The organism is Litorilituus sediminis, assembly GCF_004295665.1.
Taxonomy (GTDB): domain Bacteria; phylum Pseudomonadota; class Gammaproteobacteria; order Enterobacterales; family Alteromonadaceae; genus Colwellia; species Colwellia sediminis.
Window position 1 is genome coordinate 3,359,332 of the sequence record NZ_CP034759.1, and the last position, 12,725, is coordinate 3,372,056.

General features: G+C 39.0%; 11 protein-coding genes. 6 read left to right on the plus strand and 5 right to left on the minus strand.

Annotation, left to right across the window (positions count from 1 at the left end):
• The first annotated feature begins 256 nt into the window (after window positions 1-256).
• The 4 genes from putA (at window position 257) to EMK97_RS14960 (ending at window position 7,140) form a co-directional block, all read left to right on the plus strand.
• Window positions 257-4,078, plus strand: coding sequence for a bifunctional proline dehydrogenase/L-glutamate gamma-semialdehyde dehydrogenase PutA (gene putA / locus EMK97_RS14945; protein WP_130603539.1), 3,822 nt, complete (start codon window positions 257-259; stop codon window positions 4,076-4,078).
• 144 nt (window positions 4,079-4,222) lie between these two features.
• Window positions 4,223-4,699: an Lrp/AsnC family transcriptional regulator gene (locus EMK97_RS14950; RefSeq protein ID WP_130603541.1), complete on the plus strand. Its 477-nt coding sequence runs from the start codon at window positions 4,223-4,225 to the stop codon at window positions 4,697-4,699.
• Between the two features lie 50 nt (window positions 4,700-4,749).
• Window positions 4,750-5,595, plus strand: a complete 846-nt coding sequence (locus EMK97_RS14955; protein ID WP_130603543.1) for an HDOD domain-containing protein — start codon at window positions 4,750-4,752, stop codon at window positions 5,593-5,595.
• A 120-nt stretch (window positions 5,596-5,715) separates the two neighbouring features.
• Complete coding sequence (locus tag EMK97_RS14960) at window positions 5,716-7,140, plus strand: sodium-dependent transporter (RefSeq protein WP_130603545.1); 1,425 nt, start codon at window positions 5,716-5,718, stop codon at window positions 7,138-7,140.
• 56 nt (window positions 7,141-7,196) lie between these two features.
• Here the strand turns inward: EMK97_RS14960 and EMK97_RS14965 are convergent, their stop codons facing one another.
• The 3 genes from EMK97_RS14965 to EMK97_RS14975 all read right to left on the minus strand — a co-directional run bounded on the left by EMK97_RS14965 (window position 7,197) and on the right by EMK97_RS14975 (window position 10,446).
• The gene (locus tag EMK97_RS14965) at window positions 7,197-8,450 is read right to left on the minus strand and encodes a sensor domain-containing diguanylate cyclase (RefSeq protein WP_130603547.1); all 1,254 of its coding nucleotides are present in this window, start codon (window positions 8,448-8,450) and stop codon (window positions 7,197-7,199) included.
• A gap of 130 nt (window positions 8,451-8,580) precedes the next feature.
• Complete coding sequence (locus EMK97_RS14970; RefSeq protein ID WP_130603550.1) at window positions 8,581-9,477, minus strand: class I SAM-dependent methyltransferase; 897 nt, start codon at window positions 9,475-9,477, stop codon at window positions 8,581-8,583.
• 93 nt (window positions 9,478-9,570) lie between these two features.
• Window positions 9,571-10,446 carry a DNA ligase gene (locus tag EMK97_RS14975; RefSeq protein ID WP_130603552.1) on the minus strand — a complete coding sequence of 292 codons (876 nt, stop codon included), beginning with the start codon at window positions 10,444-10,446 and terminating at the stop codon, window positions 9,571-9,573.
• 129 nt (window positions 10,447-10,575) lie between these two features.
• Here EMK97_RS14975 and EMK97_RS14980 point away from each other — a divergent pair, with 129 nt between their 5' ends.
• Window positions 10,576-11,100, plus strand: a complete 525-nt coding sequence (locus tag EMK97_RS14980; RefSeq protein ID WP_130603554.1) for an SH3 domain-containing protein — start codon at window positions 10,576-10,578, stop codon at window positions 11,098-11,100.
• A 33-nt stretch (window positions 11,101-11,133) separates the two neighbouring features.
• Here EMK97_RS14980 and EMK97_RS14985 read toward each other — a convergent pair whose 3' ends face one another.
• On the minus strand, window positions 11,134-11,871 hold the full coding sequence (locus EMK97_RS14985; RefSeq protein WP_246028806.1) for a DUF3581 family protein: 738 nt from the start codon (window positions 11,869-11,871) through the stop codon (window positions 11,134-11,136).
• A 100-nt stretch (window positions 11,872-11,971) separates the two neighbouring features.
• Window positions 11,972-12,256, minus strand: a complete 285-nt coding sequence (locus EMK97_RS14990) for a GIY-YIG nuclease family protein (protein ID WP_130603556.1) — start codon at window positions 12,254-12,256, stop codon at window positions 11,972-11,974.
• A 35-nt stretch (window positions 12,257-12,291) separates the two neighbouring features.
• Here EMK97_RS14990 and arfB point away from each other — a divergent pair, with 35 nt between their 5' ends.
• On the plus strand, window positions 12,292-12,705 hold the full coding sequence (gene arfB / locus EMK97_RS14995; protein WP_130603558.1) for an alternative ribosome rescue aminoacyl-tRNA hydrolase ArfB: 414 nt from the start codon (window positions 12,292-12,294) through the stop codon (window positions 12,703-12,705).
• The last annotated feature ends 20 nt before the right edge of the window (window positions 12,706-12,725 follow it).

Consider the following 12,725-nt stretch of genomic DNA (forward strand, 5'->3'; position numbering starts at 1 on the left):
TGTTTTCTCTTCATTAAAGTAATTGCTCAAAAGTTGCAGTATTTTATATGGTGATTATTGCAATTCTCCGCGTAAAATAGTGTAAAATCCCGAAAAAACCCAGCACATTCTGTGGTTTTTTATCTAGAATTCGCCCACACATTGTATATTATCAGTTAACCACTTAGTGGTTAGTTATTCTTATAGATATCAACTATAACTATTACAGGACGCCAACCTTGCTTGGTTTGAACTGTTTGCTATTGAGGAAATTTAGATGTTATTTACTGGTTCATTACAGACTGACTGCCCAATTCGTCAGAAGATTCGCGAGTTTTATCGCATTGACGAAAATGTCGCCGTTGATCATATTTTACCTGTTGCTGAAGTGAATGTAAGTGCACGTAGTAGAGCGTGGGAAAGAGCGCGCAAAATGGTTTTACAAATACGTAAAGACCAAGAAGGTAATGGTGCTATTGATGCTTTACTAAACGAGTACTCACTTTCATCAGAAGAAGGTGTGGTGCTGATGTGTTTAGCTGAGGCGCTATTACGTGTACCAGATAAAGAAACACAAGATGAATTAATCCGCGATAAGATTTCTCAAGGGCAATGGAGCTCTCACTTAGGCTCAAGTGACTCATTATTTGTCAATGCCTCATCATGGGGCTTATTAGTGACGGGTTCATTAACTGGCTATGCTGATAAGCGTAACCAAGACAGATTTGGTTTATTAAAGAAAACGGTCGGTCGCTTAGGTGAGCCTGTTATTCGTAAATCAATGAACTATGCCATGAAAGTCATGGGTAAACAGTTTGTTATGGGCGAAAACATTACCGCGGCCACAGAACGTGCAGCGAAAAAAGAGCAACTTGGCTACGTATATTCATACGATATGTTAGGTGAAGGTGCGCGCACCATGAAAGATGCTGAGCGCTACTTTAAGTCGTACCAAGATGCCATTGATGAAATTGGTAAAGTAGCTGCTGGTAAAGGTATGGGTAAAAATGACCCGCGTAAAACGCCAGGCATTTCAGTTAAGCTGTCTGCTATTCACCCGCGTTATGAGTTCACCCATAAAGAGCGCGTTATGGCAGAGTTAGTACCAAAATTAAAAGCACTTTGTTTACAAGCAAAAGCCTTTAATATTGGTTTAACTGTGGATGCTGAAGAATCAGAGCGTTTAGATATATCATTAGATATTATCGAAGCGGTATTTTCTGATAGCGACTTAGGTGATTGGCAAGGCTTTGGTATTGCACTGCAAGCTTACCAAAAACGCGCTATTCACGTGGTTGACTGGTTACGCGAGCTAACATTACGTGTTGATCGTAAGATGATGGTGCGTTTAGTTAAAGGTGCATACTGGGATACTGAAATTAAAAATGCGCAAAAAGATGGTTTAGCGCATTTCCCTGTATTTACCCGTAAATCATCAACTGATGTGTCATACCATGCTTGTGCGAACAAATTATTAGACTATCGCGATAGCATTTATCCACAATTTGCTACCCATAACGCATATACGGCAGCAACCATTGTTGAGCTTGCAGGCGATGATAAAGAAGGCTTTGAATTCCAATGTTTACATGGCATGGGTGATTCACTATATGATCAAATTGTTCGCGAAGAAGGCATTCAGTGTCGTATCTACGCACCTGTTGGTCATCATGAAGACTTACTTGCCTATTTAGTACGTCGTTTATTAGAAAATGGCGCTAACTCATCATTTGTAAATGCCATTGTTGATGAAACACAACCAGTAGAGTCATTGTTAGAAGATCCGGTTGAGAAGACGCAACGCTTAAAAGAGAAATACAACAACCAAATTGTTATGCCAATTGATATGTTTGGCGATGAGCGTGATAACTCAAAAGGTTTAGACTTAACGGATATCAATGAAATTACGCCATTAAAAGCGGCATTGGATAACTGGTTTGTTGATAATCTATTAAACAAAAATGATGTTCCTGAAGGAGCTAACCCAGTTAAGAACCCAGCGAACCACAGCGAGATTATTGGTTATCAAACGCATTTAACTAGCGAAGAAATGCAAGCGCAAATTGATAAAGCACAAGTTGCCTTTGAAACTTGGTCAAAAACAGATGTAAAAGAGCGTGCTGACTTATTAAATCGTGTTGGTGATGTCTTAGAGCGTCACTCTGAAGAGCTTATCGCGTTATGTATTAAAGAAGCTGGTAAAGTTGCCCAAGATGGTATTGATGAAGTACGTGAAGCGGTAGATTTTTGTCGTTATTATGCAGCGCGCGCTATTGAGTTAAATGAAGATGAGCGCTTAGAAGCTCGTGGTGTTGTACTTTGTATTAGCCCGTGGAACTTCCCATTAGCGATTTTCTTAGGTCAAGTAGCAGCAGCCATAGCTACAGGTAATACCGTATTGGCAAAACCTGCTGAGCAAACCAGCTTAATTGCTTTACGTACAATTGAGTTAATGCAATCAGTTGGTTTACCAGAAGATGTTGTGCAAGCGGTTATTGCTCGCGGTAGCCAGGTAGGTAGTGTTGTTATTCCTGATCCTCGCGTGCAAGCGGTGATGTTTACTGGTTCAACAGAAACAGGTACACGTATTTCACAAACCCTTGCAGAGCGTGGCGGCGATCAAGTGCCATTAATTGCCGAAACTGGTGGTCAAAACTGTATGGTAGTTGACTCGACAGCACTACCTGAGCAAGTGGTTGATGATGTCATTTCTTCAGGTTTCCAAAGTGCTGGTCAACGTTGTTCAGCATTGCGTGTATTGTTCATCCAAGAAGATATTGCTGATCAAGTGGTTGATATGATCAAAGGTGCTTTAACTGAATTACACGTAGGTAATCCTGCAAATTTAAGTACCGATGTTGGCCCGGTAATTGACCAAAAAGCCTTAGATGCCTTAAATGCCCATGCTGATTACATGAAATCTCACGGTAAATTGGTTTATCAATGCCCTATTTCGGAAGAAGTCGCGGGTAATGATCATTACTTCTTTGCGCCGCGCTTATATGAAATTGATGATATTAGCGTGTTAAAGAATGAAGTCTTTGGTCCTTGTGTACACGTTGTCCGTTTTAAAGGCGAAGAGATTGAAAGTGTTATTGATAAAATCAATAGCACAGGCTTTGGTTTAACTATGGGTATTCATACTCGTATTGAGCACAGAGCGGTTGAGCTGGCGAAATTATCACGTGCGGGTAACATTTACATTAACCGTAATATGATTGGTGCTGTTGTTGGTGTACAACCATTTGGTGGCCGTGGCCTATCTGGTACAGGTCCAAAAGCGGGTGGTCCAAACTACTTAACTCGTCTTGTTAAAGAAAAAGCAACGCCAGTTGAAACTAAGACTAAAACCTTAGCTGAACATGCAGTTGCCTTTACTGGCGATAGTGCGGCTAAGCATGAAGCAACACAGATCATGACTAAAGCCGAGTGGGCGGAAAAAGAATGGCGTTTAACTGATTTAAATACCCGTATTTCTTGTATTCGTCAGTTGCTTGCAAAAATTGCTCATGTAGAAATTGTTGATGACTTAGCGGATGACTTAAACCGTACTTTAGCGGCATCACGTGCACAGTTAATTAACATTGAAAAACACATGAAAAAGCCAATTGAGCTACCAGGTCCAACAGGTGAATCTAACATCATCTACTTGGAAAACCGTGGTATTGTGATTTGTTACGCGGATCAAAATGTTTCTTTCCACTTCTGGGTATTGTCAATTGTAACGGCACTTGCAACAGGTAATACTGTCGTTACTGTGGTTTCAGATTTATTTTACGATGAGGCGATTGCTTTTAGAGATAAGTTTGTTGCTACTGGTGCTGGTAAAGGTGTATTACAAGTGGCCAAGCTTAGCCATTTAGATACTATGTTAGCTCACCCAACCCTTGCTGGTGTTGTTGTTGATAGCCACTGTGAAACTAAGCATTATATGAGTGACAGACTAGCACAACGTCAAGGTGCAATTTTACCTGTGATTTCATCTGAATACTTTGACAACTTAATTCAGCGTTTATTAACAGAGAAAACCATCAGTATTGATACTACAGCATCAGGTGGTAATACATCGTTAATGACTTTAGTAGAAGAAGACGAGTAATTATTTAGTTAGATTATCAACTAATTAATACGTTAATGTATTGAAAAAGCGAGCATCTTAGGATGTTCGCTTTTTTTTATCTCAATTGTGTGCCAGTATTAATTACCCATCAAGTCGATTTATGTCGAATTTAATAGTAAAAAAATGTCAAATAACAAAATAAAACCCTTAGATCGTATCGATAAAGTTATTTTGTCTACGCTACAAGAAAATGGCCGCATCTCTAATGTCGATTTAGCCAAGAAAGTGAATTTAAGTGCTAGTCCGTGCTTAGATAGAGTAAAACGGCTTGAAGCTGAAGGTTATATTGAGCGTTATGGTGCGTTTTTAAATGCCAGTAAGCTTAATTACGGCATGACAGCTTTTATTCAGGTGACCTTAGATAGAACCACCACAGATGTATTTAAACTGTTTAAAAATGAAGTGGTTAAAATTAAAGAAGTGGTGGAGTGTAATTTAATCGCCGGTGGCTATGATTACTTACTTAAAATTCGCTTTGGTGGTATGGAAAGTTATCGTTTAGTGCTTGAAAAAGTATCTGCTTTACCTTCTATTTCACAAACGCAAACTTACATGGTAACTGAACATATTAAACAAGATAGTGGCGTACCATTTGATTAATCAGACGAAAGCTACATAATTGATTAAATAGACTAATTTAAGGGATATAGATGAACGCACACGAATACGCACTGCAAGCTAATGGCTCATTTGCCTTACCTGACGCCTGCTTTAAAGTAAAAGCCTTAATGGAAGATGATAGCTCAGAGATTGCCGACTTTGCTGATGTTATCGGTGTTGACCCGTCAATGACTTCACGTTTACTACAAATAGCCAATAGTGCTATTTATAGTTTTCCTGGAGAAATTAGTACTATCTCTCGCGCCATTACCATTATAGGTACGCAAGCTATTTACAATATGATGCTGGTTGATGTGGCAGCGTCGGCCTTTAAGCACTTTGCAAATCAAGCGATAGATTTAAAGCGCTTTTGGCGTATGAGTGTTTTTTGTGGCTTAACGAGTAAATATTTAGCAATTCATGTCGGCATTCGAGATATTGAACGTTTATTTGTTGCCGGCTTATTGCAAAACTTTGGTGAGCTTTTAGTGGCTAAAATTACGCCAGAAGTGGCGCAGCGCTGTGAAAAGTACAGTCAAGACAATTTACCATGGCAACTGCAAGAGCTGGCATTGGGGTTTACCTACACAGACATTTCTGCCGAGTTACTCAAGATTTGGCAAATACCTGAGAAAATTATTTTACCTATCAGGCACTTTAACGAAGCGAAAACGATTCAAATTAATAAAGATGTCAAAGTATTAAATTTAGCATCAAGATTAGCCCTCATTGACAGTCACCAAGATGAGTTTGATTTTGATGAGGTAATCGATGCTGATATATGTAAAAATTTATCTGTTACTGCTGACGATCTTAATCATGTGGCTGATTGTGCTAATACAGAAGCATCAGCCATTTTAACTATGATGAATCCTAAACTCTTTACTAAATCATAAACTTGTTTACATTTTGCTAGACAAAAAATTATAACTCAGGCAAGACAAGTGCGATAAAGCTTGCTAGCATCGAGAGCTAAGCAAATTTAATAAATAAAATAATTATAACGAAGGAAGCTTATGGCCGCACCTAGAGAGAATTTTAGCTCACGCATCGGTTTTATATTAGCTGCCGCAGGCTCTGCGGTAGGTATAGGTAATTTAGTCGGATTTCCCGTCAATGCTGCCAAAAATGGTGGTGGCGCGTTTTTAATCATGTATGCCTTGTTTGTTTTTTTGATTTGTCTGCCAGTGATGATTGCTGAAATGGCGGTTGGGCGAAAAACGGCAAAAGAGCCAGTAGGTGCCTATAAAGCGTTAAGCCAAGGCAGTTCATTTTGGGGAGCTGCTGGCTTTTTAGGCGTGCTTACACCTTTTATGATAGCCGTTTTTTATATGGTATTAACGGTGTGGATTTTTGGTTATATCGCACTCACGGTTGGCGGACAATTAGATTACTTGGCTAGTGGCGCGGGCTTTGGTGAGTTTATTAATAGCCCATATTTATTTGTCGCTATGATGGTTGTCGCAGGTATTGTTAACTTTATCCTGGTTGCGGGCGTTAAAGACGGCATAGAAAAAGCGGCGAAAATATTGATGCCTTCATTATTAATTATGTTAATGGTGATGGTAGTTTTTGTGTTAACACTAGATAATGCTTTTGCTGGTATTGAGTTTTTCTTAGTGCCAGATATTAGTAAAATTACGCCAAGTGTGGTTAATGGCGCATTATCGCAGGCGTTCTTCTCTCTATCTTTAGGTATGGGTATTTTAATTACCTATGGCTCGTATATTAATCGCCAAACGGATATTCCTAACTCAGCTAAATTAGTGGCTATTACTGATACTGCGGTCGCCTTTATTGCCGGTTTAATGATTTTACCTGCAGTGTTTTCCTTTAACCCTAATGTTAATCCAAGCGAGTTAAGTGATAGCTCGGTAAGTTTAATTTTTACTTTCTTACCTAAAATATTTTTAGCCCTGCAAAGCTCAATTGGTTATGTTGGCGCAAGTGCGGTGGCAACCTTCTTCTTTGTCTTAGTCTTTTTTGCTGCGATAACTTCACTGGTATCTATTATTGAAGTGCCAGTATCGTATTTAGTGACCGAGAAAAAGCAAAGCCGTAAGAAAGCGCTATTTTACTTATCTTTTACCGCAGGTGTTTTAACCTTATTTGCCACGACCTCATTTGGCATGGTGTCATTTTTTACTGAATTTACCAGTTATGCTGGCAGTAGTAAGTCTTTCTTCGATGTCATTTATGATGTGTTTTACGACACTATTTTGCCGTTAAATGGCTTTTTATTATGTGTTTTTGTTAGTTATCGCTGGAAGAAAAAGCAATTATCAGAGGAGTTAAGTGTAGGTAATGAAAGCTATGCTGGCTCTTGGGTTGAGAAGTATATTAATTTCTCTTTAGGGACTTTTATTCCGGTGATTGTTTTACTGATCTTTATTAATACCGTGGCTATTAAGTTTTTTGGTTATAGCTTGTTTGGTTTTTAGTTTAACTTGATTTTCTTAACAAAGCGGCTGATTAAGGTCGCTTTTTTATGGCTAGTTTAAAGATAGTAAACAGATGAGCCTGACTGCTTTTTAGCTTGATACATGGCTTCATCAGCTAGTTGTATTAAGGTATGGGCATCATTATTGTTATTCATGTAAATTGAAACTCCGATACTGGCATCAGCCTGAATCATTTGCTTTTGCACTTTAAATGGACTGGCAAATTCTTTTAGTACTTTCGCGGCCATAACTTCAACATAAGCTTCCTTGTCGATATTGCTCATCACAATGAGAAACTCATCGCCACCTAGGCGAGTAACGATATCAGATTGACGTACGCAGTTTTTTAAACGATTTGCCGTTCCGACTAAAATATCGTCCCCTATAGAGTGACCAAAGTTGTCGTTAATTTGCTTAAAGTTATCTAGATCTACGTACATAAAAGCGATGATACTTTGTTTAGCCTTTGCCTTAGCAAACATTTCCTCTAACTTTTTCTCTAGTATTCGCCGGTTGGGGAGTTTAGTTAATGGGTCTAAATTGGAGCGCTCTATTGCCTCTCGCTCTTTTTGTTTTCTGCGTGAAATGTCTCTGACAATAGACAATAAATAATCACTATTGTGATGATGGGTAAAACTAATATTGGCTTCAACAGGAAAACTAGTACCATCTTTTCGAACATGTTCTGATTCGATAATCAGGCTGCCTTTTGCTTTGATTTTGTCGATAAATGCTTGCCAGTGCTCGGGTCTTTCTATATCGCTTCGAATGTCTGCTACCGATAGTTTAAGTAACTCGTCTTTGCTGTATCCTAAGCGACGATGTGCCAGTTCATTGCAGTTTAGAAATTGACCAAACTTAGGATCGACAACATAAATGGCGTCATTAGATTGGTTCACTAAGTGATTAAGTAATATTTCAGCGGCATCGAGCTTTTTGATCGAAGTAAGATCGACAAGTTGTGCGATATAGCGCTTAACTATGCCTTGCTCATTCGCTTGCGCGACAATATTTAATTGCGTGTATATGGCATGACCTAGTTTATGTTGATAGCGCTTTTCTATCTGTATCGGGGTAAAGGGTTTTTCAAGCAGTTGTTGGCGAATTTTTTTGTTGAGATGAATATCGTCAAGATAGGTAATAACAACGTCATCTTCATATATATCATCATCTTGGTAGCCTAACATGGCTTTTAATGCCGGATTAACATACTCCAATTTGCCATCTGGATAGGATAGCACTATGGGAGTTGGTGTTATTTCAAATAAACGGTAGATTGAGTATTCTATTTCAGCATCGTTTGCTGTCATAACAGGCGCTCTTGTTTGAGTTACTATGACGATAAAGTTGAAAAAGTAGCCGATGCTACAAGGCTACTAATATTTGAGTATAGAACAATTTTTCAAACAAGTGAGGTCAGTGGTGATACTGGCAAACGCTTTATTCAGGCTTGGGCAAATAAGTAAAAATAAGGACCTTTAAGCCTTTGCCTGGATGAGCTTCTTTAAATACCTCAGGTGGAAAAATTTGTTGTTCAAATTGGCACTCAGGGCAGTGTAATTGTACTTGCTCATGGATAAACTCTTCTGTTAAGTCAGGTGAGTTTAAACACAGCATAATTTGTCCACCGGGTTTTAACCATTGCGGCACTTTTTTGATAATTTTTGCGTAGTCCTTGACGATATTGACACTGCCAAACTGTAATGTCGGTGGATCAGAAATAATAACATCATAAGGGCCATACTTTTTAATGCGGCTATTTGACTTAAAAATATCAACCCCTTCAAACCTTACCTTGTCAAGCGGGTGATTGTTAAGGCGATGATTTTCTCTGCCCTTGCTTAACGATGACTTGCTAATATCAATATTAACGACTTGCTGAGCATCACCTGCAATCGCGGCAACAGAAAAAGGGCAGGTATAAGCAAAGAGGTTTAAAATGTTTTTATTTTTGGCATTGGCTTTTAGCCATTGCCTGCCATTTCTCATATCGAGAAACAGGCCAGAGTTTTGTGCTTTAGCAAAGCTAATGTTGTATTTTTGTCCTTGTTCTTCTACCACAGTTTGTTCAATGGCTTCGCCAAGCAGGACTTGCGTGGGCGCAAATTTACGGCAGCGAAACTGCACTTGAACAGAGCGACATGGTGGCACTCTTTCTTTTAACTCTTGAGCTAGACTTTCTAGCCAGTCTTGCGCTACTTCCTGATATAAGGTGATCAGAATAACCGGAGCAAACCAGTCGACATTCACATGCGCAAGGTTGGGATAAGCGTGTCCTCTGCCATGAAATAAACGCTGGCATTGGGAAAAATCAGTAGCTGAGATATAGGAGAGCATAGAGTCTTAAACAGTTAAAAGGAAAACTATGCCATTATACGCAAATATTGCCTTAGCGAAAACGATGCCGTTTAACCATTATCTTTCAAGTTACTAGCTCTTGTTACTAGTTTCTCTAACACGCCAGAACCGAGCAAATCTAGGGATGCCATTTTTTGTTTTACCATTGTATTTAAAGGTAATAATACTGCCTATCTCTGGTGGGTATTTGCGTTCAAAATCACTAAAACCTGTGCCAATTTTAAAGCGAAGACCATCGCTGGTTTGCACTAAAAGTGCCCCCATGACATCTTGATATTTTCCTTTGCCCTGAATATGAGCTAAGACAGTTGCTTCAGCATCTTGATGTTTTTTTACTTTTATGAGTGCTGAATTTCGCCCTGATTTATATTTAGCCTTGGCTAAATGAAGCATAAGCCCTTCACCTTGCTTGTTTATGATGTGCTTAAGGTTAGTTTCTAGTTCATTGATCGTTGCTAATCGGTACTGCTTAACAAAATATAAATACGGTGACTTGATTTCTTGAGTGATGGCTTGCATTTGTTTATATCGTTGGGCAAATGTTTTCCTGCTTTGCGGCAAGTCAAACATCATAAACTTTACCTTTGACCAACAGCTGCTTGCTGGCGTTTCGTTTGCGGCTTGTTGTTTTACACAGGAGATAAGCTGTTCAAAGGTATTGCGCGCAATCCAAAGCTCGCCATCAATGGCGGTATTGGGCCAGCCTTTTGTAAACCATGCTGGGGCATTAATTGGGTTTCCTTGGCGACTTAAAAGCTGGCTGCCATTCCAGTAACCACGCATGCCATCTAACTTTTCAGAGACCAGATAATTTTGTATCTCAAAGCTGTTTTGATTGATATCGCCATAGTGAATAGCATGCTGAATTGCGGGCTTTTCCTTTGCCGATAACGACGTTGACAGTAAGCTAATTAATAGTAGTAGCGAAAATTTTATTATGGTGTTCATAAGTAACATCCTTATTACTTAAATTAAGAGGGTTTAAGGTATTTACTTAAGCAAATACAACTGCATGCTATTAATAATAGACTACAATGAAATACATCTAAGGGATTTTATATGGCAAGGATGGCTATTATGAAACAAGGATTAATGCATTTAATCGCAGTGCTTATGTGTACTGTTATGTTTATTTCTTCAGCTCATGCTAAAAAGCGATGTCAGGCACTTAAACAAAAACTCTATGATATTCAGGCGCAGCAACGTGCAGGTTACTCTAATAAGCGTGGTCAAAGTTTGCGCCAGCGAGAAGATAAAGCAAGAGAGAAGTGGTGGCAGTGTGAAAACCCTTCATACGGTAGAGAAAAGCGCAAGAAACTGAGTCAATCGTCTAAGAAAAAAAGCCAGGCCAAGCTCGTTAACACTAGCCAATCAAGGAAGAAAAACTATCAGGTAATTAAAATAAATGATTCCCCCTTTGTGAATAACAGTAATATTCAAGTGAAAACGGCTTACCAAGGGGAGAAAAAACATGCTTGGCTGCGATTTTATCAGCGACCAAGCAAATGTCATAAGCCTAAAAATTTATCTGTTTTTGCTTATTGCAGTGAAAATAAGCAGCAGCAAAGGTTGGCGTTTGAGCAAGTGTATTTACCTGAGTGATAGCAAATTGATTAATTATTTGTATCTGCGCAACTAAGCTTGGTAAGCCAATTTACTTTGGCGGTATTGCTCAACCATAGCGTCAATGCTTTCTTGCTCGTAGGCACGTAAGCCACTAAGTAGCATATGTTTTTTTCCATGTCCTACATGTTTTCCATTGGAAATTAAATCAAACTCTAACCAAGCATCGCCACGTTTTCCGTCGATTGTTAAGCTGGTTTCTGCCAGCTTTAATTCCAGTGAATCAATATTAATATCGATAAGATCTATCGACATGCTTTGGTACATGATCATAGGTCGAGCTGGGTTGATCATAACTTCATTATCAGCCATGAGCTTAACCAAGATGCCTGGGAAGGTATGGCCGGAAAAATCAACATAGGCTTTGGTTAGGGCATTGATAAGTGCTGGGCAGTGGGTCTTTTCTCCGCTAGCGCTGACACTTAAATAAGTTTTGCCATTATTGTCAGTGATATCAACGCTATCAGTTATTTCATTTGGAAAGTTCAGTTCAACGCTGTCATTCACCATGCCTGAGAAGTCAAAGGTCATTTTCTTATGTAAACCTGATTTGGCAATTATGATAGAAAATAACAAATCACCCGGAACACAAAATCTTTTTGCATCAATATCGTGCAGTGGGTTAAAGTCGTCGGCTACTTGTTTAGCAAAGTCACTGCCTTGTTGGCGAGTGAAGCTAATTTGGTTGCTATCAATAGCACAGTATTTTTCTATGAACATCGCTTGCGTGGTCAGGTTTTCTGTAGACATAGTAATTTCTAACTTCAATTTTTAACAAAAACGCAGCATTCTAACAGTAGTTCGCTGCTAAATCGAAAAAAACACACTTAAATTAATACTCAGCAGACCACTAGCTTGGTTTTAATTTCTCTACTTGGACAAGATAGTCAGCAACTAGTTGCTCTTTTTTGGCTTTACTGAGTTTACGTAATTGGTACTCTCTTTTACTGGCTAAACTGCGATTTTCGCTACTTTCAGCATAAGCTAAGCTGACAGGGCGACGAATTCGAGTATATTTGGCAGCAAGTTTACTGTTATTATGTTCATTGAGGCGACGTGTTAAATCAGTAGTGATACCTGCATATAGGCTGTTGTCACTGCAACGCATTAGGTAAACATACCAGTTATCTGACATAGTTAATTTAAAAATATAAGAGTAGAAGTAAAGCTATGCTAGTTATATCACACAATGTTGTCCTGACAAGTGATGAAATAGAGATAACGGCAATAAGAGCCCAAGGTGCTGGCGGTCAGCATGTTAATAAAGTATCAACTGCGGTACACCTTCGTTTTAATATTCACAAATCCAGTTTGCCAGATGTTTATAAAGAACGTTTACTGGCCTTTAGTGATCAGCGTATTACTAAAGAGGGAGTTGTGGTAATTAAAGCTCAAGGTTCACGTAGTCAAGAGCAGAATCGCCTTGATGCCATAGAAAAGCTAGGGCAATTGATCAAAGCAGCAAATAAGACCGTGAAAAAACGTAAGACGACTAAACCAACTAAGGCATCAGTTAAGCGGCGTTTACTGCAAAAAGCCAACCGAAAGCAAGTAAAACAGAGTCGACAAAAAGTAAAATTTTAACCATCAGATTTTGATTAGCC